23 protein-coding genes and 2 riboswitches are annotated in these 26653 nt (G+C 35.0%); of the genes, 17 read left to right on the forward strand and 6 right to left on the reverse strand.

Going from position 1 to position 26653, the window contains the following annotated elements; all coding sequences use genetic code 11:
- Positions 1-58: 58 nt before the first annotated feature.
- From MKY04_RS21760 to queF, 3 genes are all read right to left on the reverse strand, one after another.
- Positions 59-1582, reverse strand: a complete 1524-nt coding sequence (locus MKY04_RS21760; RefSeq protein WP_185807789.1) for a methyl-accepting chemotaxis protein — start codon at positions 1580-1582, stop codon at positions 59-61.
- Positions 1583-1673: 91 nt separating this feature from the next.
- Positions 1674-1760: riboswitch (cyclic di-GMP riboswitch) on the reverse strand.
- Between the two features lie 241 nt (positions 1761-2001).
- Positions 2002-2541: a VUT family protein gene (locus MKY04_RS21765; protein ID WP_126295575.1), complete on the reverse strand. Its 540-nt coding sequence runs from the start codon at positions 2539-2541 to the stop codon at positions 2002-2004.
- 39 nt (positions 2542-2580) lie between these two features.
- Complete coding sequence (queF, locus tag MKY04_RS21770; RefSeq protein ID WP_126295574.1) at positions 2581-3081, reverse strand: preQ(1) synthase; 501 nt, start codon at positions 3079-3081, stop codon at positions 2581-2583.
- Positions 3082-3204: 123 nt separating this feature from the next.
- Positions 3205-3251, reverse strand: a riboswitch (PreQ1 riboswitch).
- Between the two features lie 494 nt (positions 3252-3745).
- On the opposite strand from queF, the gene MKY04_RS21775 reads away from it, so the two are divergent.
- The 4 genes from MKY04_RS21775 to MKY04_RS21790 all read left to right on the forward strand — a co-directional run bounded on the left by MKY04_RS21775 (position 3746) and on the right by MKY04_RS21790 (position 7640).
- The gene (locus tag MKY04_RS21775) at positions 3746-4591 is read left to right on the forward strand and encodes an ABC transporter ATP-binding protein (protein WP_126295590.1); all 846 of its coding nucleotides are present in this window, start codon (positions 3746-3748) and stop codon (positions 4589-4591) included.
- Positions 4542-5462: an iron-hydroxamate ABC transporter substrate-binding protein gene (locus MKY04_RS21780; RefSeq protein WP_346235116.1), complete on the forward strand. Its 921-nt coding sequence runs from the start codon at positions 4542-4544 to the stop codon at positions 5460-5462. Before MKY04_RS21775 ends, MKY04_RS21780 begins: the two co-directional genes overlap by 50 nt.
- 163 nt (positions 5463-5625) lie before the next feature.
- Positions 5626-6636, forward strand: coding sequence for a FecCD family ABC transporter permease (locus MKY04_RS21785; protein ID WP_126295572.1), 1011 nt, complete (start codon positions 5626-5628; stop codon positions 6634-6636).
- Positions 6633-7640, forward strand: a complete 1008-nt coding sequence (locus tag MKY04_RS21790; RefSeq protein ID WP_126295571.1) for a FecCD family ABC transporter permease — start codon at positions 6633-6635, stop codon at positions 7638-7640. The genes MKY04_RS21785 and MKY04_RS21790 overlap by 4 nt, the downstream gene beginning before the upstream one ends.
- A 213-nt stretch (positions 7641-7853) precedes the next feature.
- Here the strand turns inward: MKY04_RS21790 and MKY04_RS21795 are convergent, their stop codons facing one another.
- The gene (locus MKY04_RS21795; protein WP_185807826.1) at positions 7854-8405 is read right to left on the reverse strand and encodes a TetR/AcrR family transcriptional regulator; all 552 of its coding nucleotides are present in this window, start codon (positions 8403-8405) and stop codon (positions 7854-7856) included.
- 208 nt (positions 8406-8613) lie between these two features.
- On the opposite strand from MKY04_RS21795, the gene MKY04_RS21800 reads away from it, so the two are divergent.
- From MKY04_RS21800 to ahpF, 5 genes are all read left to right on the forward strand, one after another.
- On the forward strand, positions 8614-9267 hold the full coding sequence (locus tag MKY04_RS21800; RefSeq protein ID WP_346235117.1) for an HlyD family secretion protein: 654 nt from the start codon (positions 8614-8616) through the stop codon (positions 9265-9267).
- Positions 9268-9281: 14 nt separating this feature from the next.
- Positions 9282-10799, forward strand: coding sequence for a DHA2 family efflux MFS transporter permease subunit (locus tag MKY04_RS21805; protein WP_126296115.1), 1518 nt, complete (start codon positions 9282-9284; stop codon positions 10797-10799).
- Positions 10800-10817: 18 nt separating this feature from the next.
- Positions 10818-12290 (forward strand): efflux RND transporter periplasmic adaptor subunit, encoded by a 1473-nt coding sequence (locus tag MKY04_RS21810; protein WP_346235118.1) that lies wholly within the window; start codon positions 10818-10820, stop codon positions 12288-12290.
- Positions 12291-12728: 438 nt separating this feature from the next.
- Positions 12729-13292, forward strand: a complete 564-nt coding sequence (gene ahpC / locus MKY04_RS21815) for an alkyl hydroperoxide reductase subunit C (protein ID WP_126296117.1) — start codon at positions 12729-12731, stop codon at positions 13290-13292.
- 13 nt (positions 13293-13305) lie between these two features.
- Positions 13306-14838: an alkyl hydroperoxide reductase subunit F gene (gene ahpF / locus MKY04_RS21820; protein WP_346235119.1), complete on the forward strand. Its 1533-nt coding sequence runs from the start codon at positions 13306-13308 to the stop codon at positions 14836-14838.
- Positions 14839-15115: 277 nt separating this feature from the next.
- On the opposite strand, the gene MKY04_RS21825 is transcribed toward ahpF, so the two are convergent.
- Entirely contained in the window at positions 15116-15400 is a 285-nt protein-coding gene (locus MKY04_RS21825; protein WP_126296119.1) for a hypothetical protein, read from the reverse strand.
- A 433-nt stretch (positions 15401-15833) separates the two neighbouring features.
- On the opposite strand from MKY04_RS21825, the gene MKY04_RS21830 reads away from it, so the two are divergent.
- From MKY04_RS21830 to ggt, 7 genes are all read left to right on the forward strand, one after another.
- A complete protein-coding gene (locus MKY04_RS21830) occupies positions 15834-17261 on the forward strand; it encodes an anion permease (protein WP_281274643.1) in 1428 nt (475 codons plus the stop codon).
- Between the two features lie 340 nt (positions 17262-17601).
- A complete protein-coding gene (locus MKY04_RS21835; RefSeq protein ID WP_126296121.1) occupies positions 17602-18252 on the forward strand; it encodes a GntR family transcriptional regulator in 651 nt (216 codons plus the stop codon).
- 228 nt (positions 18253-18480) lie between these two features.
- Positions 18481-19224 (forward strand): SDR family NAD(P)-dependent oxidoreductase, encoded by a 744-nt coding sequence (locus tag MKY04_RS21840; RefSeq protein ID WP_346235120.1) that lies wholly within the window; start codon positions 18481-18483, stop codon positions 19222-19224.
- A 225-nt stretch (positions 19225-19449) separates the two neighbouring features.
- Positions 19450-20307 carry a dimethylarginine dimethylaminohydrolase family protein gene (locus tag MKY04_RS21845; protein WP_346235121.1) on the forward strand — a complete coding sequence of 286 codons (858 nt, stop codon included), beginning with the start codon at positions 19450-19452 and terminating at the stop codon, positions 20305-20307.
- Positions 20308-20644: 337 nt separating this feature from the next.
- A complete protein-coding gene (locus MKY04_RS21850; RefSeq protein ID WP_346235122.1) occupies positions 20645-21208 on the forward strand; it encodes a sigma-70 family RNA polymerase sigma factor in 564 nt (187 codons plus the stop codon).
- Entirely contained in the window at positions 21205-22230 is a 1026-nt protein-coding gene (locus MKY04_RS21855) for a DUF4179 domain-containing protein (RefSeq protein WP_346235123.1), read from the forward strand. The genes MKY04_RS21850 and MKY04_RS21855 overlap by 4 nt, the downstream gene beginning before the upstream one ends.
- Positions 22231-22571: 341 nt before the next feature.
- A complete protein-coding gene (gene ggt, locus MKY04_RS21860) occupies positions 22572-24344 on the forward strand; it encodes a gamma-glutamyltransferase (protein WP_346235900.1) in 1773 nt (590 codons plus the stop codon).
- A gap of 90 nt (positions 24345-24434) precedes the next feature.
- Here ggt and MKY04_RS21865 read toward each other — a convergent pair whose 3' ends face one another.
- Positions 24435-25160, reverse strand: a complete 726-nt coding sequence (locus MKY04_RS21865; protein WP_126296301.1) for a 3-ketoacyl-ACP reductase — start codon at positions 25158-25160, stop codon at positions 24435-24437.
- A 236-nt stretch (positions 25161-25396) separates the two neighbouring features.
- On the opposite strand from MKY04_RS21865, the gene MKY04_RS21870 reads away from it, so the two are divergent.
- Entirely contained in the window at positions 25397-26611 is a 1215-nt protein-coding gene (locus tag MKY04_RS21870; protein ID WP_346234469.1) for an ISL3 family transposase, read from the forward strand.
- The last annotated feature ends 42 nt before the right edge of the window (positions 26612-26653 follow it).

The following is a 26653-nucleotide window of genomic DNA, read 5'->3' on the forward strand; positions in this document are numbered from 1 at the left end:
CGCATCCAAATATTTAGGATGCGTCTGTTTTTGTTTAGTAATTAAAGGGTACTCTTCCTTACCTTAACTGTTCTGTTTCACGAATTAGCTCCTGCAATTCTAATGTAATATCATTTAACGATGTAATTAAAGTCGATAAAATTTCCACAGAGGCTAATTGTTCTTCTGATGAATGAACTACATTTTGTGTATTTGCTGAAGTCATTTCAGCAAAATAGGACATTTCATTTAGGGACAATGACACTTGTTTTGTTGCTGCTGAAACATCTGTTGATGATAAAGCAATCTGTTTAATTCGATTTGCAACACCATTGATTGATTCATAAATTCGGCCAAAAATTTCGCCAGTTTCTTTAACAACCTCTAATCCCGTTTTCGCCTCATTAATTACTTGATCCATTGATTTTGCTGAAGAGACTGTGTCTTCTTGAATAGACTTTATTATACTTGTAATTTTACTTGCGGAACCAACTGATTCCTCCGCTAATTTCCTAACTTCATCCGCTACAACAGCAAATCCCTTTCCATGCTCTCCAGCTCTTGCTGCTTCAATTGCAGCATTTAAAGCTAGCAAGTTTGTTTGAGAAGCAATGTCTGTAATAATTTTAACGATATCACCAATTTCTTCAGAACGATGATTCAGTTTTTTTACCATCTCTGAAGATGAGCTTACTTTTTCATTTATTAATTGCATCTGTTGAACAGTTTTATAAATCATTACATTTCCTTCATTTGCTTCATCTGCTGTAGCTATTGAAATTTCGGATAATTCCTTAGCTGTTTCGGTAATTTCATGAATCCCATGGTTGATTTCCTGAATTGCTGCAGAGCTGCCCTCCGTTTGCTGCCTCTGTATGTCGGCACCGCTAGATATCTCTCGAATATTTGCTGCCATCCCATTAATGGCTAATCTATTTAAATCATAATTTTCATTTAGCTGTACTGATGCATTTATTAGTTTTTCAGAGCTAATTGATAGTTTTTCGATTACTCCACTTAAAATTTGTTGTTTTTGTTGTTTTTGATCTAAATCCGCTAATAGCTTACTCTTTTGAATCGTTTGCCATGTGATGGCACCTGAAGTTCCTAGTAAAAATAAAGCGTGAATTATAAGCATTGAAAATGGGTATTCCAACTGTCCAAACACGTATTCACTTAAAAAGAAAAAACCTAATAAATGCTGGATAGTAAAGAGCAGAGTCATAACAATAATAAGATTTACTTTTTCATAATAACCAACTATAGCAACTACCATAAAAATTGAGAAATGATATTCTACCATTCCTTCTCCGCCAGCAATCATCGACATACTGCCAAATGTAATTGTCAATGTATTCAAAAGAGGTATTATTGAATGATCGTTATTTTTACGATAAAAGAAAAGCGTTGTGATGAGTAATAGTATAGGGATACTTAAAAAAATGTTAAGAACTAAATCTGATTGCTGAATGTGATGAATTGGATGTTCATCGATCCAATATAAAGAAACATTTAATACTCGATGAAGGAAGTGAACAATTATTGAGGCTATAAGAATTATTGAAGATAAAATAAGAATGATACGGTTTTTTGCACTTTCCAAACTAATAATCCCCCTTATGATTGCAATCGCCCCCGCTAAACCGTTGAAAAATCTACTCAAAAAGTGAGCAGCCAAAAACTTCATTAGATTTTTCGGCAACCCGGCTATCATAGTTTTTTCAAACCTTAGACCCGTGGCTTTGCGTCCCCATTTTTCAATGAGTTTGCCTTTTCAAATTAAGTTAAATTGTAAGCATTTTCTGGAAAATAACCTGATTAATGCAATTTTCTATTATGTTACCATTTTATTATAAGCAAGTCTATATATGGTAAAAATTTCACTCTTATCAATTTGAGATTTTCGTTAGAAAAGTATTAAAAACAAAACGCAAGAATGATATTAATTATCACATCCTTGCGCTTTTTGTAAGTCTTTTTTACTATTAACTTATTTTAAGGAAAATTATTAACTATAATTTATTATTCTGAGATTAGAGGTTTTCTATTAATTACACGAACTCGGTTATAAATTAGTGCACCGAACATTTGAATTACTGTCTTTACGATGATTTGGCCTAATATAGCCGCTGGAATAGCTTCCCATGGTAAAACATTTGCACCAATCGGACTTAAACCAATTACTACAAAAATTACAGAGTCGAGACATCCTCCAACAATCCCGCTATATAATACTCGCCAAGCAATCGGAAGTTTCAAACGTGTATAAATTTCTGTATCAGCCGTCTCGGAGATTACAAATGAAATTGCAGATGCCATCACAATCCAAACTGTATCCCCAAGTATGAATGAAACAATACCTGATAAAATTAATGCAATAAAAATAAATAAATAGGTCTTTGCTCTGCCATATTTATTTTGCACAAGATCTCTAAAAATAAAGGTTGATCCAATTAAAAGCGTCCCCATCGGAACGATAAACATCCCTAATTGTAAAGGTGCAAACGCTGCCGTTACAACATTAGCGATGATAATGGATAATAGGTAGAATATTATTCTCATGAATTTTCCCTTTCTTAATTTATATAGATTCAACTTGGTTTATCGATTATCGATTTTTTCTGGATTAAGGTCATGATTCATTAAACGATAATTAGCCATTTCTTCATATTTAGTACCTGGTTTTCCGTAGTTGCACCATGGGTCTATTGAAATTCCTCCACGTGGAGTAAATTTCCCCCAAACTTCTATATACCTTGGTTCAAGTAATTTGATTAAATCGTTCATAATGATATTCACACAATCCTCATGAAAATCACCATGATTCCTAAAGCTAAATAAATATAATTTTAGCGATTTACTCTCCACTATTTTTTTGTCCGGGATATATGAAATATAGATTGTCGCAAAATCAGGCTGATGTGTCAGTGGGCATAGACTTGTGAACTCAGGACAATTAAATTTAACGAAATAATCACGGTTTGAGTGAAGATTATCCACCGCCTCCAATACTTCGGGTGCATATTCGAATAAATATTTTGTTCCTTGATTTCCTAATAACGTTAAATCCTTTAAACCTTCTTCATGGCTTCTGCCAGACATAAAAAAACCTCCTTGTAAAATGTTTCCCAACACTTTTCAAGAGAGGCACCACTAATCATTCTATTAAAACTTATGTAAAAAACATAAAAAGCCACGTCCTTTATGGACATGGCATATTGTCATGTTTCCATAGTTTTTTATAGAGGGTATCAGCTATGAACCTCTCCCGTTATAGTCCGGGCATTCGTTTTCCTTCAATATAATATATAATACGGAGCTAACCGTCAATTAGAAATTATTAGTATCAACATCCCTGCATTTATTATAACTGTATATTTCTTAGTTATTTTTCCACTTCAGTTTATGTTAATTCTTCAGTATTCCTTAATTGTAAATTTATGTTCTTTCCTTATTAATATTTTCAAATATATTATTTATTACAATATTAATAATTCTAAATTACTTTGTGATATTATAAAATGACAAATAAAATTAGGCTATTATTGAAAACAAAAAGCACAGCAAAATTAACTTTTTTAGTTTTTCTAATTGTCATTTAATATGCGATGTATAAAGCGAAGCCTTAGCACAAATACCTAACTATATAATTGATTTTCAATTTTAAATTGACATTCAATAAAGCTCGTTTTATATTTAAAACATAATCGATACTGATAATCATTTTCAATAATATATTAATCTTTAATTTTGGAGGTATAAAATGATGGTTCGCCTCTTTACAGATGATTTAAGCATTAGCTACGGTGAACAGTTAATAGTAAAAAATCTTAGTGTTACTATTCCCGATAAAAAAATCACAACCATTATTGGTTCGAATGGTTGTGGAAAATCCACATTATTAAAAGCCATTACCCGGATTATCCCCCATCAGTCTGGATTAGTTCTATTAGATGGGAAAAATATTTCAAAGGAAAATACAAAATCCCTCGCTAAAAAGATGGCCATTCTTCCTCAAACTCCCGATAGTACTTCTGGTTTAACCGTTTCCGAGTTAGTATCCTACGGACGGTTTCCCTACCAAAATGGTTTTGGAAGATTAACCAAAAAAGATTATGAAGTAGTTGAATGGGCGCTTGAGGTTACAGGAACAGCCGATTATAAACATCGCCCTGTTGATGCCTTATCTGGCGGTCAAAGGCAGCGTGTGTGGATTGCTATGGCCCTTGCTCAAGAAACGGAAATTATTTTTCTAGATGAACCTACGACTTATTTAGATATGGCACACCAATTGGAGATTTTAGAATTATTACAAAAGTTAAATCATGAACAGGAACGCACAATTATTATGGTTTTACATGATTTAAACCAAGCAGCTCGTTTTGCAGATTATATCATCGCCCTAAAAGATGGTGAAATTGTGAAAGCGGGCACTTGCGAAGAAGTTATTACTCAGGATGTGCTTCGGCAAATTTTTGAAATCGATGCAGTAATTGGACAGGATCCCAGAACAAATAAACCGATGTGCATTACTTACAACTTATTAAAAGGAGAAAAACAACATGAAAAAACTCATATTCCCGTTTATGCTGCTTCTAGTTCTTCTTATTAGTGCTTGTGGACAAGAAGAAGCTAACGATAATAACAATACTTCAAAAGAACAAAACGAAGAATTTATTACGTACCAATCTGAAAATGGTCCAGTTGAAGTTCCTGCAAACCCGCAAAGAATTGTTTTACTTTCCGGTTTTGCCGGCAATGTATTGCAGTTAGGTGGCAATATCGTTGGTGTAGAAGAATGGTCTAAGAATAGTCCAGCACTTGCTGATAAATTAAAGGATGCTGAAGTCGTTACAGATGAAGATTTAGAAAAAATTATTGAATTAGAACCAGATTTAATCATTGGATTATCAACTATTAAAAATGTTGATAAATTAAGTCAAATTGCTCCTACAGTTACTTATACTTGGGGAAAAGTTGATTATTTAACGCAACACATTGAAATTGGCAAACTTTTAAATAAAGAAGAAGAAGCTAAAGCCTGGGTTGATGACTTTAAAGCACGTGCAGAAGCTGCCGGAGAAGAAATCAAAGCAAAAATAGGCGAGGATGCAACTGTATCTGTCATGGAAAGCTATGGAAAAGACCTTTATGTTTTCGGCGATAACTTTGCTCGTGGAACAGAAATCTTATATCAAGCAATGAAATTAAACATGCCTGAAAAAGTAAAAGAAGTTGCATCAGAATCAGGCTACTATACATTATCAACGGAAGTGCTTCCTGAGTACGCTGGAGATTATATAATCCTAAGTAAATACTCTGATGCAGATACTTCTTTTCAAGAAACAGAAGCATATAAAAACATTCCTGCCGTTAAAAATAACCGCGTATTTGTAATGGACGGAGAAGGTGCATCCTTCAGTGACCCAATCACACTGGAGAAGCAATTAGAATTTTTAAAAACATCATTTTTAGGCAACTAACACTAGCTCTTTACGCTTTCAATCAGGTGCACATTGCACACTCGAGAGACTGAGTAGCTATACGTTAGAACATTTTAAAGGAGGCTGTCCCGGTATTTAGAATTAGACACTAATGGGATGGCCCCTTTTCCTATATTTTAGTAAAGGAAAAGACGAAAGACTCATGATGAAAAAAAATGGAACTTCTATATCATTCCTATACAAATTAATAGCAGGACTCATAATTTTTCTTTGCATGTTTGTAATATCGATGGTATTTGGAGCAGCAGATACGACAATTAAAGATGTATGGTTAGCTCTTACCTCTTCTACTTCTGGGGACAAAATTTCGATAATCCGTGAAATTCGTTTACCCCGTGAAGTAGCCGCTATATTTGTAGGAGCAGCTCTTGCAGTTTCCGGCGCCATTATGCAAGGAATAACACGAAACCCACTTGCTGATCCAGGATTATTAGGATTAACTGCAGGAGCGAATGCAGGATTGGCTATTACAATTGCCTTTATTCCATCTGCAAATTACTTTATTACTATGATTGCTTGTTTTATTGGAGCAGCGCTAGGAGCAATTATTGTGTTTGGCATAAGTGCTGCAAAAAAAGGAGGTTTCTCTCCTCTTCGTATCGTATTAGCAGGAGCAGCGGTTTCTGCATTTTTAACTGCAATCGCTGAAGGAATTGGCCTTTATTTTAAAATTTCAAAAGATGTTTCAATGTGGACAGCAGGAGGTTTAATTGGCACGACTTGGGGTCAACTCCAAATAATTGTCCCGTTTATTGTAATTGGAATCATCGTTTCTTGTTTCCTTGCAAGACAACTAACGATACTAAGCTTAAATGAAGAAGTAGCTATTGGATTAGGACAAAAAATAGCAACAATCAAAGCCATTTTATTTATTGCTATTATTGTCTTAGCAGGAGCGGCTGTCGCCTTAGTTGGAAATATGGCCTTTATTGGTCTTATGATCCCACATATAGTTCGTGTATTAGTTGGATCTGACTATCGTTTTATTTTGCCAATGTCAGCAATTATCGGTGCGAGTTTTATGTTGTTGGCAGATACGCTTGGCCGTACACTTCATTCACCATTTGAAACTCCGGTTGTGGCCATTGTAGCTTTGCTCGGTTTACCATTCTTCCTGGTCATAGTTCGTAAAGGAGGAAAAGCATTCACATGATACATCCGGCATTAATTAGAAAACAGCGCGTTATATTATTTATATCACTACTACTTATTTTGTTTACTATTTTTATCGGTATGGGGTTAGGGGCTTCATCCCTTTCCTATGATAGACTATTTCCGACTTTAATAGGCAATGGTACGTTTAAAGAGGAATTTGTTTTGTTTTCTATCCGATTGCCTCGAATTTTTATTACACTGTTAGCAGGTATGGCACTTGCTTTATCTGGTTCTATTTTGCAAGGAATTACAAGAAATGATTTAGCAGATCCAGGAATTATCGGGATTAACTCTGGTGCTGGTTTTGCAATTGCTATTTACTTTTTATTTTTCCCTATCGAAGTAGGCTCTTTTGTTTACTTGATTCCACTAGTTGGCTTTTTAGGGGCTATTCTTACAGCTTGTTTAATCTATTTGTTGGCTTATAACAAAACAAATGGACTGCAGCCTGTAAACTTAGTGCTTATTGGGGTTGGATTTTCTATTGCCTTATCTGGCGCTATGATTGTCCTTATTTCATCAGCTGACCGCACAAAGGTTGATTTTATTGCAAAATGGTTAAATGGCAATATTTGGGGTACTGATTGGCCTTTTGTTTTGGCTATACTGCCTTGGTTAATTATCTTAATTCCATTTACTTTGTATAAAGCTAATAGATTAAATCTTTTAGGATTAAGTGAGCCTGTGGCAATTGGAGTAGGGGTCTCCGTTGAAAAAGAACGAATTACTTTACTGGTAACAGCAGTTGCCTTAGCAGCTACTGCGGTTTCAGTTACAGGAGGAATAACTTTTATCGGGCTAATGGCGCCGCATATTGCAAAAGCTTTAGTAGGCCCTAGAAATCAACTATTTATACCAGTTGCCCTTTTGCTTGGGGGTTGGCTATTACTATTCGCAGATACGATAGGACGTAATGTGCTAGAACCAAGTGGAATACCAGCTGGGATTGTGGTCTCCCTAATCGGCGCACCATACTTTGTTTATTTGCTATTGAAGAAATAAATAGAGAATAAAACAAGAAAAGTAGCAATAGATTTATTATCTACTGCTACTTTTTATATTATATGATGAAAAATTCACAAGACTCCTACGGAAAAAGCGCGACTGCCGAAACCCCACAGACTTGCGAGCTCAGGCCATCCCCGGTTGAAAACATACAGATCATTTTTTATAAATCTTTATGAAGGCGACTTTTGGGTCATCCCCCCATATGAATTAAATTACTGTTTTTATATTAGCCAGCTTTTCAGCCATATATTTCGGTGAATATGGCATTCCTCTTTTAATCCATTGTATTACGACCCCGAAATAAGCTCCTAAAATATAGCTATTTAAAATATCCTGTGGGATGCTGTCATCGGAATCGGAAAATTCCGTACTTCGACTTGTAGCATTGCGAAAAATTGCATATAGCTTTTTCCAAAAACCTGGGAAGCGATTCGAACTTAACATGATTGTATAGAATTCAGAATGTTCACTTAGATGTTCAAAAATTTGAACGAGTAAGTCGTAGGAGCGCAACCCGTCAGATTTTTTCATAAGTATTGCATTCAATTCGTTTAAAATTTCCTCAGCTATTTTCTGTATAAGGTCGATTTTGTCATGATAATGCGAATAAAATGTAGCACGATTTACGTCTGCTACTCTTGTAATATCCTGAACTGTGATATTACTAAAATCTTTTTCAGCCATTAATGAGATAAGTGCATCTTTTAAAACTTGTCGTGTTTTTTTAACTCTACGATCAATATTAACCTCTCTATCCAACATAATCCCTCTTTTTGTAGAAAATCCTGATCTAATCAAACAATTATACTACTAATTGTTTAAAAAACAACAGATAATAAAATTTTATTGGTTGCCTAAAAAAATCACTATAGCTAAAGTAATCTATGAGTCTTATTCCATAAAGATTAGTTAAATTGGTTATTTTATGAATCAATTTATCTCATAAATGAACGTTAGAGGTGAGGATATGAAAAAAAAGTACGTCTTAATAATTTTACTGGTACTTTTCGTAATTAGCGGAGGCGGGATTGGTTACTATTTTTATTACCAAAGTACACATTTTTTAAAAACAGAAGATGCACGAATTGCTGGTGATCAATATAAAGTAATGCCACAAATTTCCGCTGAAATTACAAATATTGATGTTAAAGAGGGAGATACGCTATTAAAAAACGAAGCAATAGCAGAGCAAGATACAACAAATCTTGATCCAGGCCTAATAAGAAAATCAATTATTCGTGCTCCTATTGATGGTACAGTCATTAAGCTTCTATCAAAGGAACATGAAATTGCAGCCGCAGGTCAACCTGTTGCTCTAATGGTTGATATGAATAAATTATATGTTTCTGCAAATATAGAAGAAACTGATATTAAGAAAGTTAAAATTGGACAAGATGTCGATGTTTCCATTGATATTTTAGAAGGCCAAACAATTCCTGGAAAAGTACGTGATATTGGAAAAGCAACAAATTCTGCGCTTTCACTAGTTCCAGCAGTAAATACTAGTGGTAATTTCAATAAAGTAACACAAAGAATCCCAATTGAAATTGCCATTGTAAAACCTGAAAGTATTGATCTTATACCTGGATCAAATGTGGAAGTAAATATACACATTAAATAAAGGAGGGGCTCTTTTTGTCATCATCATCAGTTGCTCCTTCAAAAGCATCTTCCAGAGAAAGATGGCTTGCACTAATTGCAATTATTACCGGAGCGTTTGTAGCTGTATTAAATAATAGTTTAATTAATGTTGCAATTCCGAGTTTAACTACAGATTTAGGATCCACACAGGATACCATTCAATGGGTTCTTACAGGCTACATGCTAGCATCCGGTGTAATTGTTCCAATTGTTGGATTTATGGAAGAACGAATTGGTTATAAAAAGTTTTTACTCGTTGCCTTAGCTGTTTTCACTATTGGAACCTTTTTTTGTGCGATTGCTTGGAATGATATGTCTTTAATCGCCTTTCGAATTATTACAGGACTAGGTGGCGGCATTATTGGTCCACTAAGCATGACTGTTATTTATAAAATAATGCCTCGAGAACAAATTTCTGTTGCTCTAAGTTTGTGGGGCGTTTCTGCCATGGTTGCCCCTGCAATTGGTCCTACATTAAGTGGTTATTTGATTGAATGGTTCAATTGGCGATTTTTATTTATCGTTTGTATCCCATTTGGAATTTTAGCTTTTATCGCTGTATCGTTTTTATTAAAAGCGCCAGAAAAAGCGGCCCCAAAACCATTTGATGCTTTAGGTTTTTTCCTTGCAGCTACATTCGCGGGAACACTATTGTATGCATTGAGTAGTGGTCAAAAAGCAGGATGGGGTTCATTTGAAATTATCGGACTATTTTTCATCTCTTTTTGGGCACTAGTATTTTTAATTTATGTGGAAGCAAATACAGAACATCCTGTTATCGAACTTTCACTCTTTAAAAATTTTACTTTTATGGTAAGTACTATAATTTCTTCGCTTGTAATGGTTGGAATGATGGGGGCAATGTTCATTATGCCGCTGTTTTTACAAAACATTCAACGCATGGGACCCATTGATACAGGGCTTTTAATGATGCCGCAAGCAATCTGTATGGCAGTTATGATGCCAATTGCAGGTAAGTTATTCAATAAAACAGGTCCTATTCCATTAGGCATGATTGGACTTACATTGATGGCCTTCACTACGTATAAACTCGCTTTTATGACACCTGATACTATGCACAACTGGATGATTCCAGTTCTGATGTTACGCGGTATTGGAACTGGACTTTGTATGATGCCTATCTCAACTGCTGGAATGAACGCGGTTGCACCACATCTAGTGGGTAAGGCATCAAGTATATCAAACTTAATTCGTGCAGTAGCGTCATCTATGTCAATTGCCGTATTTACGCTAATTATGCAAAAACGGACAACTTTACATTTAGGTGAAATTACTGATTCAATCTCGATTGAATCGACTCAATTAGCACAAAGTCAGTATGGTACAAACTGGTCAAGCTCTTTATCAAGTGTCGTTCAACTTGAAGCAGCTTATAGAGGAATGACAGACGTCTTCTATGTTGCAGCTATGACATTATTTATCTGTATCCCGCTCGTATTAATATTTAAGAAGAAAAAGAAGCCTCAAGCTCAGGAAACATCAGATGTTTAATATAGGAAGGAGATTGTAATGAACAAATTAAGAAATGTTAGAATTTATGCTCTTTCATTAATCACTCTTTTAATTATTTCTGGCTGTAATAGTACTAGTTCAGCTAAACAGCCAGGCAATGATTCAGTAATTCCAGTTGAAGTAGCTAAAGTACAAAATGAGCTAATTGCAACTGGGAATGTCTATTCAGGTGTAATCAGACCAAATGAAGAAATAAAACTTATTCCTAAATTATCAGGAACAGTTGTTGAGCTTCCTGTTGAAGTTGGGGATCGTGTAGAAAAAGGGCAAGTTTTATTAAAGCTTGATGATAAGGACCTTGTTAATTCAGTAAAAAAAGCTGAGGCTGCTGAAGCTGCTGCATATGCAAGTATTGGTTCTGCTGAAGCAGGTCATCAATCAAGTGTTGTTCAATCAGAGAGCGGTGTAGTTCAAGCAAAAAACAGCATGGTTCAAGCCCAAAACGGTATGGTTCAAGCAAAAGATGCCGTAGCGAAGGCTGAAAATGCAGTTTCTATGGCGCAAAATTCGGTAGAAGATGCTAAATTGTCTTTAGAAAAAGCACAAGTCGTTTTAAATGATGCTCAAGTTAACTTCGATCGTATGGAAAAATTATATGAGGGTTCACTAATCTCTAAAGCTGATTTAGAAAAAAGCGAATCGGCACTAAAAACTGCAAAGGCAAACGTGAACAGTCTTAAAATAGCTAATAAAAATGCAGAAACAAGTTTAGCAACTGCTAAGAAAGCTTTAAGTGCAGCAAAACAAACATACGAAAATACAACAAAAAGTTATCAAAACGCTTCTGAAGGCTATTCAAAAGCAAAAGAACAGGCGGAAATCGCTCAAAACACTGCAACAATTCAAGCCAGTGAGGAAGCATGGAAGCAAAGACAAGTAGATGTTGAAGTAGCGAAAGATCAGTTAGATAATGCAACTATAACTTCTCCGATAGATGGAATAATTGGTTTTAAGTATACGGATGTGGGTGAACAGGTTTCTCCACAAAGTCCAGCCTTAGTAGTCGTTAATCTTGATAAAGTAAATGTTTTAACTTATATTCCTGCAGAAGAAATTAATAACATAAAGCAAGGAGATAAAGTACAAGTAAAAGCCATTTCTATTGAGGAAGTTACATATGGTACCGTTAAAACAATTAGCCCTTTAGATGAGAATGGAAAGGGCTATCCTGTAGAAATTGAAATTGACAATCCCAATCTTATATTAAAATCTGGTATGATTGTTGATCTTCAATTTATTACCGACGAAGCAACTGAGGGGAAACTTATTCCTTCATCCGCAGTGATGGATAAAGACGGAAAATCCTATGTATATGTGGTTGAAGATAATCACCCTAAACGGCAGGAAATTGAAATAAAAGAAAAGAAAGGCTCTATGGTTATGGTAACAAACGGCCTTAAGGATAAAGACCTTGTTATTACAGACAATCTGGAGTTCCTTTCCCCAGAAGTTGAAATTTCTTACGAATAATTTCATTTTCAAATGAAACAGGTGGAGAAAAACAAATCGTTTTTCTTCACCTATTTTTTATTCTTTTATTTGTGCAGTATATTTTATGAACACACTTAAATTTCGAGCTCTTTATAACTAAAAAGTGAGAACTCAAACTTCAAATTTTCCCATTAATTGAGAAATATAGATCATAATTGATAATGTTTGATCTTCCCACAATGCTAATTTGTGTCCGAAATTTGTAATTTTTAAGTGTAGATTTAGACAATTACTCCCAAAGTATTGCAACACCCACTAAAAGCAAAGATAATTATTATATAGACAAAATAATATAACCAATAAAATAATAAATTTTCATTTATAATTGTTCTAATCACAATTAATTTGATTAACAATAATTATTATTGGTTATGATTTAAATGTCTTAAAAACATAACATTTTAGGAGGAATTATTTATGTCTTTAATCGGAAAAGAAGTATTACCATTTAAAGCATCCGCTTATCATAACGGTGAATTTATTAATGTTACAGAAGAAAACTTTAAAGGTAAATGGAGTGTTGTTTGTTTTTACCCAGCAGATTTTACATTCGTATGTCCTACAGAATTAGAAGACTTACAAAATGAATACGCAACATTAAAAGAGCTTGGAGTAGAAGTATATTCAGTTTCTACTGATACACATTTCACACATAAAGCTTGGCACGATCATTCAGAAGCTATTAGTAAAATTGAATACATTATGATCGGCGACCCTTCACAACAAATTTCTCGCAACTTTGATGTACTGGATGAAGAAGCAGGTCTTGCACAACGTGGTACATTCATCATCGATCCAGACGGTATTGTTCAAGCTATGGAAATCAATGCAGACGGAATCGGCCGTGATGCAAGCACTCTTGTAAACAAAATTAAAGCTGCACAATATGTTCGCAACAATCCAGGTGAAGTTTGCCCAGCTAAATGGAAAGAAGGTTCTGAAACACTTAAGCCTAGCCTTGACCTTGTAGGTAAAATTTAAGGAGTACGACCACATGATTTTAGATGCAGATATAAAAGCACAATTAGCCCAATATCTTCAATTGATGGAGGGCGATATTCTACTAAAAGTGAGTGCAGGAACTGATGACGTATCTCGTGAAATGCTTGCCTTAGTAGATGAGTTAGCTACTATGTCTTCTCAAATTAAAGTAGAGAAAACGACATTACATAGGACACCAAGTTTCAGTGTAAATCGTATCGGTGAAGAAACTGGCGTAACTTTTGCCGGTGTTCCTTTAGGACACGAATTTACCTCATTAGTGCTTGCGCTGCTTCAAGTTAGTGGAAGAGCTCCAAAGGTTGATCAGAAGGTCATTGATCAAGTGAAGAAGATTAAGGGCGAATATCATTTCGAAACTTATATTAGTCTAAGCTGCCACAACTGTCCTGATGTTGTACAGGCATTGAACTTAATGAGTATTCTTAACCCAGGCATCTCTCATACAATGATTGATGGCGCCGCTTTTAAAGAGGAAGTAGAAAGCAAAAACATTATGGCAGTGCCGACCGTATTTCTAAATGGCGAATCGTTCGGCAGCGGTCGTATGACACTTGAAGAAATTCTTGCGAAAATGGGTAGTACAACTGATGCGTCAGAATTGGCCAACAAAGATCCTTTCGATGTACTTGTTGTTGGAGGTGGACCAGCTGGCGCAAGTGCAGCTATTTATGCAGCCCGTAAAGGCATTCGTACAGGTATCGTGGCCGAACGTTTCGGCGGCCAGGTTATGGATACAATGGGCATTGAGAACTTTATAAGTGTGAAATATACGGAGGGTCCTAAACTTGCGGCAAGCCTGGAAGAACATGTCAAAGAGTATGACATTGATATAATGAATTTACAGCGCGCCAAACGTTTAGAAAAGAAAGACCTTATTGAAATTGAACTTGAAAATGGTGCAGTATTAAAAAGTAAAACTGTTATCCTTTCAACTGGGGCTCGTTGGCGAAATATTGGTGTACCTGGCGAAGAAGAGTTCAAAAATAAGGGAGTAGCATTCTGTCCTCATTGCGACGGACCATTATTTGCAGGAAAACATGTTGCAGTAATCGGAGGCGGTAATTCTGGTATTGAGGCGGCAATCGATCTCGCAGGTATAGTGAAACATGTAACTGTTCTTGAGTATAAGCCAGAACTAAAAGCCGATGAAGTACTTCAAAAACGCCTTTACAGTCTACCAAATGTAACTGTTCTAACAAATGCACAAACTAAAGAAATTACAGGAACTGATAAAGTGAATGGTATTTCTTACATCGACCTCGAGTCCGGAGAAGTACGTCATATTGAGTTACAAGGTGTATTTGTTCAAATTGGTCTTGTACCTAACACGGACTGGTTAAGCGATACAGTTGAACTTTCTCGCTTTGGAGAAATTGTAGTAGATAAACATGGTGAAACAAACATCCCTGGTGTATTTGCTGCAGGAGACTGTACGGATAGTGCATATAAACAAATCATTATTTCTATGGGATCAGGTGCCACAGCAGCATTAGGTGCTTTCGATTATCTAATACGAAATAGTTAAACGTTTATGATTATTACATAACGTTATATAAGTTTTACTGCGTTATTTTTTATGCTGAACAAAACATAATCATCCTATATCTTTAAACAAAAGAAGTCATTTTGCAGTCAATGCAAAGTGACTTCTTTTTAATTAGTTATGTAATTCTCAGAAGATGAAATAATTGTTTTTTAACTCTTCTTTGCAATTTTTTCTTTCCACACTCGAAAAAATAGGGCTGTTTAGGATTTTTACTTTCTAGACAGCCCTCAAAATATATTCACTCACTCGAGGTAAACTATCTAAATCTACTTAAAAATGCCCCTAGTTGTCTCATCATATCAACCCCATTTCTTATTGTTCCCATATGTCCATAAATGGTATTTAAATGATCTGGAAATCTTCTAAGTCGAGAAACTTGAGGTTGATTATTTGGAGGAAGGAAAGGTTCATCCTGTCTTCTTACCTGATTTAGGTAATAGAGTGAATCGTCCTGTCTTTGAATTTGACTAGGAGGTGCAACCCTTTGCCTATATACTGGAGGAATTGGCCTCCTTCTAGGATTTGGCGGATAAAATTGCATATAATTCACCACCTATCAGTGCTAATTTTCAAAATAGTATATGTTTGTAATTTCCAATAGATTAGACTTTTAGAGGAGTTAACTAAAATTATTATACTAGAAATATAAAAATCCTCTTTAAACTCACCTGTTTCTTCCAATTTTATATCTATAGCAGCTTGAAAATTTAGCATTATTTTTGATTAAACTCTCTTTCTTACCATTATAGATTTCTACTTAATGCTGTAGACACTCATTTTCCACAAGCATATATATCGCATTTTTCGACAAAGCTTGAAATAATTATTGCGAGTAAGCGAATAACAGCATTGATAGTAGAGCACTTTATTTTATATGTTCATTTGAACTTTATACCGTTTTATCATGAACGGGCATTATAATGCGGCGATGTCTATGCTGTCAATTTTGCGCTTTTGGAAGGAGGTTCAAGAAATTGAATCGAAAAAAAGAAAAACAGGAAGTAAAATTAATTCCATTAATGGTGGTTGTCCTAATAGGTGCAATCATTTGGTTTATTCCCCCTCCAGAAGGCTTACAAGTTCAGGCATGGCATTTATTTGCCATTTTTGTTGCAACCATTATTGGGCTTATTATAAAACCTATCCCAATGGGGAGTATGGCCATTTTGGCTTTAACAGTCATTATGATTACAAACACTTTAACACTTGAAGAAGCGTTAAGTGGATTTCAAAACTCTACTATTTGGTTAATCGTTATAGCATTTTTCATTTCTAGAGGCTTTATTAAAACAGGGCTTGGTACACGAGTTGCTTATATTTTTGTTCGATTATTTGGGAAAAAAACTTTAGGATTATCTTATTCTCTTATTGCTAGTGATTTAATCCTTTCTCCAGCAATGCCATCAAATACAGCGCGTGCCGGAGGGATTTTATTACCTATTATTCGTTCATTGTCTGAAACTTATGGTTCGAGAACTGGTGATGGTACGGAAAGAAAAATAGGAGCTTTTTTAACTACAACTTCTTTTCAGGCAAATATGATTACTTCTGCTATGTTTTTAACTGCTATGGCTGCTAACCCCTTGGCTGCAAAGATAGCAGAAGATATTACAGGCACTACAATTTCTTGGGTAGGCTGGATGGTAGCTGCTATAGTACCAGGGCTAATTAGTTTAATAGTAATTCCATTTGTCATTTATAAACTCTACCCACCAGAGATAAAAGAGACCCCATCTGCTACTGTAGAGGCGAAGAAAAAGCTTGATGAGATGGGACCTTTAAAAAGAGAAGAATGGTTTATGATTGGCATTTTCCTCCTTTTAATTGTTTTATGGATTTTTGGCTCAAGTTTTAATCTTGATACAACTGTTACAGCTTTTATAGGATTAGTGTTATTACTGCTTACCCAAGTGTTAACATGGTCTGATATAAAGCAAGAGCAAGGTGCATGGGATACTTTAATTTGGTTTTCAGTCTTAGTCATGATGGCCATGTTTTTAAATAGCACAGGTATGATCCCTTGGTTCAGCCAAATGGTACAAGGTATGATTGGCCAAACATCCTGGATTATTGCGTTAGTCGTACTTGCAATTTTATATTTCTATTCTCATTACTTTTTCGCAAGTAATACCGCGCATGTAAGTGCAATGTACGGTGCTTTTCTATCAGTCATCGTTGCTGCTGGTGCACCACCGTTAGTTTCAGCATTGGTTCTTGCATTTTTCAGTAATTTATTCGGATGTTTAACGAATTATGGCAGCGGACCAGCTCCTGTATTCTTTGGAGCAGGTTATGTTACACAAGAAAAATGGTGGGGAATTGGGCTTGTTATTTCACTGATTCACCTCGTGATTTGGTTGCTCATTGGTGGATTATGGTGGAAAGTACTTGGCCTTTGGTAAAGAGCAGTATTGTCTTAAGGCATGCAGGCATAGCTTATTTTTCATGAGGTCAGGCTTTTAATAGGCATACTATTTAACACTCGAACTATATATTCCATATTTATTAAAATCATGCTAGAACATCATCTAGCATGATTTTTCAACTTCTTTATAAAGAACGAGTTAGCTGACTCCACATTAAAATATAACTGAAAAACAGTAGTATTGTAAAAGTTAAAAAAATGCATTGTTATTTTAATAAAACGTACAAGTCTAACAACTTCCGGCCTAATTTCCTACATTTTCATGTATACTAAACTATAAATAAAATTTCACAAGTAGATGGAGCGTCGATTTATATATGTCTTTGAATACTATTAACTTTTCTGGCAATTCCGGTTTTGGAGAGCCGTTATCATTGCAAATTTATAAGCATATTTTAAAGAAAATTATTGAAGGTGAATTTAAAGCTGGAGATAAAATTGTAGAAGAAGACATTTCCAAGGAATTAAATACAAGTCGGGCACCTGTTCGAGAAGCACTTTACTTATTACAGGTAGATGGAATTGTGGAAAGGATGCCAAGACGTGGTACGGTTGTAAAGTCCTTTACTAAAAGTGAGATTGAAGAATACAACGATGTAATAATCGAATTGATTCGAGTGGCAGTAAATTATTTAAGTAATAAGTGGAATGAAGAGCATAAACTAAAATTCAAGGAGTACTTTAATGAAGTATCTACTGAATATGAAAAGAAAAATGTAATAGAATATCAAATAAAACTTGAACAACTTTTAAGATACATTTTATCTATTGCAAATAATAAAGCTCTTATAAGATTTTATGAAGAGGCAAATAGCATCCTAAAAGTGTTTGCCCAAGTTCAATGGACCATAAAAACAATGGAAAACTTTCATTGTAAATTAAAAGATTTTGGAGCAGCAATGCTTGAGTCAGACTTTGCTAAAGCGAATAAAGCTATATATGAGACAATTAAGTTAGGGGTTAAGTAAATAAAAACCCTTAAGCTTTTTTGTCGACAATCGACAAATTTAGAGCTATGATTAATTTGTACTAAATTCACTGACCTTTTTCTATTACCCTTTATTTTTGCACAATTTAACTCAAATAATCTTTATATTTGTCGGGTAAGCAATAGGTACTGTTTGTAGTATAAAAAGAAGAAAATACTAAACAATATATTAGATTGTTTTCTAATTACTTTAAGGAGGAATTCTATTATGACAGATTTAAATGGCAAAGTTGTAATCGTTACTGGTGGTGCTTCTGGTATTGGACTAGCTACTGCGAAAGCTTTTTTAGATAAAGGTTCCAAAGTTGTGATTGGTGATTACAACCAAGAAGCAGGAGAAAAAGTAGAAAAAGAATTAAAAGAAAAATATTCTGATGTTTTATTTGTAGCAGTAAATGTTGCTGATGAAAAATCCGTAGAAAATCTTGTTTCACAAGCTGTAAACCAATTTGGCCAACTAGATGTAATCTTTAACAATGCAGGCGTTGGAGTTCAAAAACCTACTCACGAATTAACTGATGAAGAGTACAAACGTGTTATTGCCGTTAACCAAGATGGCGTATTTTATGGCATCAAATATGCTATTCGTGAGATGCTTAAATCTGGAGGCGGCTCTATCATTAACACTTCCTCTATTTTAGGAAGCGTTGGTGAACCAACTTCTACTCCATATGCAGCAAGTAAGGGAGCCGTTAACTTAATTACAAAATCAGTTGCGTTGGAATATGCCGATCGTAATATTCGAGTAAATGCAGTTGCACCTGGTTTTATTGAATCTGGCATGGTTAATAAAGAATCTCTTGGTGATTTTTATGATGGCTTAGTTGCTAAACATCCAATCGGCCGACTAGGTAATCCAGAAGAAATCGCACATGCAGTAGTTTTCTTAGCTGAAAATGATTTTGTAACAGGTACTACAGTCTTCGTTGATGGTGGATACACTGCTAAATAAGTAGGAACTTTTAAAGGGATTAATCCGGAAAGTAAGATTTCTGGGTTAGTCCCTTTTTCGTTAGAACAAAAATAGCAAATACATTACTTAATGGTTAACCATTAAGTAGTGATTTTTATTGTTAAATTTCCCATGCCGCAAAAGAATTTTCTTAATATCTGGTTGTAATAATAATCATTGTTTAGGAAAACCTAGATAAAAAAGTGAAGATAGGGTGGCTAAGAAATGGAAGAACGTGAAAAGACTAATCACAAGACCTTTTGTATGAGTGAATACGATACATTAAAGCGAGTAATTCTTTGTCAGCCACAGTATATGACAATCCGCGAAGTAATTAATGAAACACAGGAGCACTTTAAGGATGAAGGTATTCATATTGAACGTGCCCTTGAGCAGCACGATGAATTTGTTAACACGCTTAAAAATAATGATATTGATGTTATCCTATTACCTTATCATAAAAAATATCCTGAACAGGTGTTTACACGAGATATAGGGTTTACACTAGGACAAACAATCTTTGTTGCCAACATGGCTACAGATGTTCGTGCAGGAGAGGAAAACGTTTTAAAACAATGGCTAGAGGATGAAGAAATCTCTTATTATAATTTGGTCGAGGAACGGATTGAAGGTGGAGACGTTATAATAGACCGAGATACAATATACGTAGGCCTTAGTAATCGGACAGATCAAAAGGCAGCTGATCAATTACAGCGTCTTTTAAATAAATTTAATGTAATTACCATTGATTTTAAAGAAAAATATTTGCATCTGGATTGTGTATTTAATGTCGTGTCACCTGATGTGGCTTTAGTTTATCCAAAAGCCTTGTCGAAAAAAGACATCGAGCTTTTTGCTTCCCGCTATGATTTAATTGAAGTTTCGGAAGAAGAACAATTTCAACTAGGTACAAATGTATTAAGCATCGGCAACAAAAGACTACTAAGTTTGCCAGTCAATGAAAGAGTAAACAAACAACTTCGTAGCCGGGGCTTTGAGGTTATTGAAGTCGATATTACAGAAATTATTAAATCCGGCGGCTCATTTCGTTGTTGCACACTTCCTATCTTACGAGAAGGATAAATTATAGTTGGATAAATCTGAAGTTTATTTAATTTCAAAAGCTAAAGCAAGCCTAACCCCGTTCTAAATTTAGGACGGGGTTATAAATAATTGTTTAATTTTTGCAATACAACTCTATTGACATAAACATTAAAATTATTGAATTTATCTTTCATATTCACCTCCCTATCCCCCACAATTGGAATATCATCAATAAAATTGACAGCAATATAACCCTAAGTAAAAATTAGCCTAATGAATAAATAAGGAAATAATTGAATTTTTTTGAGAATAAACACTTAGACCCTTCGTTGTACTTTATGAAAAAGCTTTTTCAATCAAATAAGGAGCAGAGTAAATGAAAAGTTCATCGATAAACTTTATTAGTAGATTAAAAACACAAAAAGAAGATGCACTGGAGTATATCATTGATGCCTATATGCCACTCGTGAAAACCATTGCCACAAAAATTTTACACAATATGAAGCAAACAGATATTGATGAATGTATCAATGATGTTTTTCTAACCGTTTGGCAAAATGCTTATCAGTTTCAAGGCGACATTCAAGATTTTAAAAAATGGATTGGCATGATTACGAAGTACAAAGCCATTGATCGATACCGTCAAACAAAAAAGCAGATTGCACATGAACAACCGGACACACCATTAGAACAGAAAGCAAGTTTTTTACAAACAGATGTATCTGTATTGAAAAAAGAAGAAAAAAACGCAATATTATTTGCGCTTAGTCAATTAAAGGAAATTGACCGCGATATTTTTATAATGAAATATTATTTGGAGCTTTCAAATAGTGAAATTGCTGACAATCTAGATATATCAAAGGCTGCAGTCGATAATCGGTTGTATCGAGGTAAGAAAATATTAGCTACAAATTCCAAGTTAAAGGAGCTATTTGTATGAGTATGAAAGAATGGATAGATATGGATATCGATCAACTTGAGTTACTAGACGTAACAGACATTGAAAAGGCACGCGTCAAACAACATGTACTTAAAAAACGGAAAAAAGCACCTTTTTGGCATAATATTGCCGTTGCTGCTGTTATTATTGTTGGAGCGAGTACTGCAACAGGTTTTGCATTCCCGTCCCTTGCATCACAAATTCCGTTTATGGATAATGTCATTAATTATTTTAATGACGAAGAGCAACACTATAAAAATTTTGAGGCCTTCTCTACTGATATTGGTCTTACAGAAACAAGCAATGGTATTACAGTCATGATTGATAATGCGGTATATGATGGAACGAACATTACTGTATCGTTCGCCATTGAGACTGATCATGATTTTGGAGAAGCGATGAAAATAAGTGCGCCAAATTGGTTTGATATCGTTGGTGCAAGCGGTAGCGGCGGTAGTAATCAAATTACTAAAATTAGCGATACACGCTATGTTGGATTATCAACATTCACACCACATTTTAAGGACGGAAAATATCCTGAAACTGTGGAAGTTACCTGGTCGCCCCATGCTTTTTATAGTATGTCCAATGATTTAGAGGTTAAGGGTGATTGGTCATTCGATTTTTCATTAGACCGTTTAGACGGAGATATACAGCTTGTAAATGAAACCATTCAACACAAAGACGTGAGCTTCACGCTACAATCTGTTGAGTTTACAGATGTATCAACCGTTATTTCATATGAGCAAGCGGTAACAGATGAACTGCTAGAACAATGGCCTAGTGTGACACCCGTATTCTATGTGACTGATGATCTCGGTCATGTGTATATTAATGGTACAGGTGGTGGCGGTGTATCACCTGATAATGGGAAAACATTTAAAGGAACTACTTCATTCGGTGCTATACAAGAATGTGCGAGTAAACTCATTATTCAAACTGTTGAAATCGCAAGTCTTGGTTCTGGACAAGGTCATAATGAAATCGAACTTGAACCAATTGTCATTGAGTTGAAACAATAAAATTGAAAGCCCACTTAGAAGTTAACTGGTTGTTCAACTTCTAAGCGGGCTGTTTTTATTAATCGAATAAAAAATACTCTTATTGGTTCATCAAAAAATTTCCTATAAGCTACACGCCTTTATTCCTTCTTTTAAGACTATATATTCCCCTGTTTATAAGATATATACAATAAAATTAATAGATTCTTAAAAGCTACTAACTATAAAAAACTAGAATACTAATACCTAAATGGAATATTACTAAACTTAAAAGAATATATTTTTAATAGACACTTTAGTGTTAAGTGATAGATGAAAGTAGCTTTATTCATCTATAAATAATTGAAAAGGGGGAGAGGAAGATTAGAAAGTTTCTAAAACAATTCAGCGTTTTCCTTTTAGTTTCGATTCTAGTTGTTGGCGTTTTACCATTAACAGGACAGGCCAAAAATTACAAGGGAATTTACGACACAGATTATGGCAATTATGATTTAGTTGCAACAGCTAATGGTGGGATGGTATCTACTTCCCATGGGTTAGCTACCCAAATTGGTGCAGAGGTACTTGAGCGAGGTGGCAATGCCATCGATGCTGCTATTGCTATACAGTATGCTTTAACAGTAGTTGAACCAATGATGTCCGGTATTGGTGGTGGAGGATTTATGATGGTTTATGACGGCAATACGAAGGAAACAACCATCATCAACAGCCGCGAGCGTGCTCCAGCTGGTGCTACACCTGATATGTTTTTAGATGAAGATGGCAATCCAATTCCATTTAATGAGCGCGTACAGCACGGGACATCTGTAGGCGTGCCTGGTACACTTAAAGGGCTAGAATTAGCACATGCTTTATGGGGATCTCGCTCAATGGAAGAACTAATCAAGCCTTCCATCACACTTGCAAAAAATGGCTTCCCCGTCAATGATTATCTAGCTCAGGAGATTGCAAATTCTAAAGATAAATTATTACGTACGGCTGCAAAGAATGTTTTCTTCAAAAATAATAAACCTCTTGAGGAAGGCGATCTTCTTGTACAAAAAGATTTAGCAAAAACCTTAACTTTAATTAGTGAAAAAGGGGCAGATGCTTTTTATTATGGTGAAATTGGAAATGCTTTAGCTAAAACAGTGCAGCAATTTGGTGGTTCTATGACTCCCGAGGATTTAGCAAACTATAACCCTACAATTGATGAGCCTATTTGGGGTAAATATCAAGGCTATGACATTGCAAGTATGCCGCCGCCAAGCTCGGGTGGTGTCTTCCTTTTACAAATGCTAGGCATCTTAGATGGTTTTGATCTTTCTCAGTATGACACAAGCTCTTGGGAAAAATATCACCTATTAGCGGAGGCTATGCATTTAGCCTATGCTGATCGTGCAGTATACGCGGGAGATCCGGAATTCGTTAATGTACCAGTAAATGGATTGCTTAACAAAGATTATCTTGCTGAAAGAAGTAAGTTAATAGACTTAAATAAAGTGAACGAAAACCCGACAGCGGGAGATCCGTGGAAGTATGAAAATAGTGTGGCAAACTATGATATGACTAAACAGCCTGATGATAAAGAATACGGCGAAACAACGCATTTTACCGTAGCAGATAAGTACGGAAATGTTGTTTCCTATACGACAACAATTGAGCAAGTTTTTGGTTCGGGTATTATGGTGCCTGGCTATGGGTTTATGCTGAATAATGAATTAACTGACTTTGATGCAATCCCTGGTGGTGCGAACGAGGTACAACCAAATAAACGTCCATTGAGCAGTATGACTCCTACAATTGTTTTTGAAGATGGGAAACCAGTGCTAACGGTAGGATCACCTGGAGGCCCAACAATCATCACATCCGTATTACAAACGATAGTCAATGTTATTGAATATGATATGAGTCTTGAAGATGCAATTGCAGAGCCGCGCATCTATACAAATAACCTTAATTCTTACCGTTATGAAGAGGAGATTCCAAAAAGCGTCATTTTGAAATTAAACGGAATGGGCCATTCATTCGGTGACACACCTACAACAATCGGAAATGTTCAAAGTATATTAATCGATCATGAGAATGGATTATTTAAGGGAGTTGCTGATGATACAAGGAATGGTTCCTCCATTGGAATCAAGTTAGAAAAATAATGTATCGTTAACCTTTAGATAAAATAAAAAATCCTTATCAGAACCATTGATAAGGATTTTTTTAACTCTATTTTTACTCTCAAGTTATAGTTAGAATGGATTTGTTGCAACAAAGCTTGCAGTCTTTACATATACGCGTGGATTTAGTTTTAATTGGTCCACGATAAATTCAGCAATGTCTTCTGCTTGAATTAGCTTAGCGTCGTTGTTTTCTTTAATTAAATTTAAGTCAAGCGCCAAATCTGTTGCTACAGTACTAGGTGTTAAAGCTGAAACACGAATATTATTTCGGCGAACTTCTTGAGCTAATGATTCAGTAAAACCAATAACACCAAATTTTGATGCACTATATGCACTGGAAGTAGCTGCCCCATTTAAACCACTTGTCGATGAAATATTAATAATGTCTCCACCATTTTTTTCAATCAATTGAGGTAATACGGCACGTGTTACATAGTATGTACCCATTAAATTTACATCAATGATTTTTTTCCATTCTTCTGGATCCATATTTAAAACTGTATCAAATGTTGCAATCCCTGCATTGTTGATTAAGATATCAGCAGTACCTAAATTCTCTGTTAGTGAACTAATAGCTGATTCTACTTGCTCTTTAGATGAAACATCAGCAACTGCATAAGCGACACTAACACCTAAACTTGCAATTTCCTCTGCCACTTCTTTTAAGGCTGGTTCCGTTTTTGCAACTAAGCCAACATTTACGCCCTCTTTTGCTAAGTGAAGTGCAGTTGCTTTGCCAATACCTCTTGCTGCACCAGTGATAAATGCGACTTTTCCATTTAAAGATTGTGCCATTTTAACGGCTCCCTTCCATACTGTCTGTATTTTCGCTTACATTATACTATGTACCGGATAAAATTGGATTAATAATGCTCATAGCTTTGAAAATACATAATGAGTGACCGGAGACATTATAAATAAAGGCTCTATAATATTTGTTGGGGTTTGAAAAAATTCATAAATAAAAAAGCACGTAATCACCGATTTCTATATACTTGAATTGTCTAGAAACAAGCAATGAAAGGTGATACGTGCAAATGAATTTTAACATGAATATTCCAGGATTAAAAGGTGTAACTGTTCATAAGGTGGAGGAGATGGGGGAACGTATTGTTCTACACGTTTCCATACCAAAAAAAGAACATCAATGTCCGGCATGCAAGAATATAACATCAAAAGTCCATGATTATCGAATTCAAAAAATTAATCATTTAAAATGGTTTGAACGATTAACCGTCCTTTTTTATAAACGTCGTCGTTATGTATGCCAATGTGGGAAACGTTTTTCAGAAAAATCCCCTTTCGTGGATAAATATCAACGTTTCTCGAAAGAATGGAATCAAGTTGTACGAATCCGTTCAATAAAGGCAAAAACATTTAAAGAAGCAGCTGAAGTACTTGGTACATCAAGCTCAACAGTGATTCGTCGCTTTAAAGAAGTAGTAAAGGAACAATTAAATGAAGGGGTTCATTTACCAAAATGTATCGCGATTGATGAATATAAAGCAGATACCGATGCGGGAACTTATCAATTAATTATTGCCAATGCGGAAACACATGAACCAATTGATATTTTACCAAATCGTAGAAAAGAAACCATTAAGGATTACTTGATGAAATACGGTGCAGATGTAGAAATTGTGGTTATGGACATGAATCCAAGCTTTAAAGCAGCAGTTAGGAAGGCGTTAAATCGCCCGATTATTATTGCGGATCGCTTTCATTATTGTCGTTATATTTACTGGGCACTAGATGAAGTACGTCGAAATGTTCAAAAAGAATGGCATGCATATGATCGAAAGAAATGTAAGAAAATGCGTCATGTACTATATAAACGATTTGATAAGTTAACAGAAACGAATCGTTGGTACTTAAATCGTTACATAGGAATGTCGAAGGAACTAAAGCAAGCCTATGAATTAAAAGAAGCTTACTGCGAATGGTTTGATTGGGCAAAAACTTCAAATGATTTGATAGAAATAAAAAAAAGATTAGAAGCCTTTTACCGAAAGGTAGAAGAAGCAAATATTCCGGCATTTTTAAAGGCTATTCAAACGCTAAAAAATTGGCAAGTTGAAATTTTAAATAGTTTAAGTTTTGGATATTCAAATGGTTTTTTAGAAGGAATTAATAATAAATCAAAAGTTTTGAAGCGCAATGCTTATGGTTTTAGAAGCTATGAACACTTTAAAGCGAAAATTTTATTAAATAATTTATATAAGAAAATTGGGGTTCATTTAGGATAATCGGGGTGCCGTGTAATATCACTTCACCCCAACATTTGACAT

Source organism: Lysinibacillus telephonicus, from assembly GCF_039654155.1.
Taxonomy (GTDB): Bacteria; Bacillota; Bacilli; order Bacillales_A; family Planococcaceae; genus Ureibacillus; species Ureibacillus telephonicus.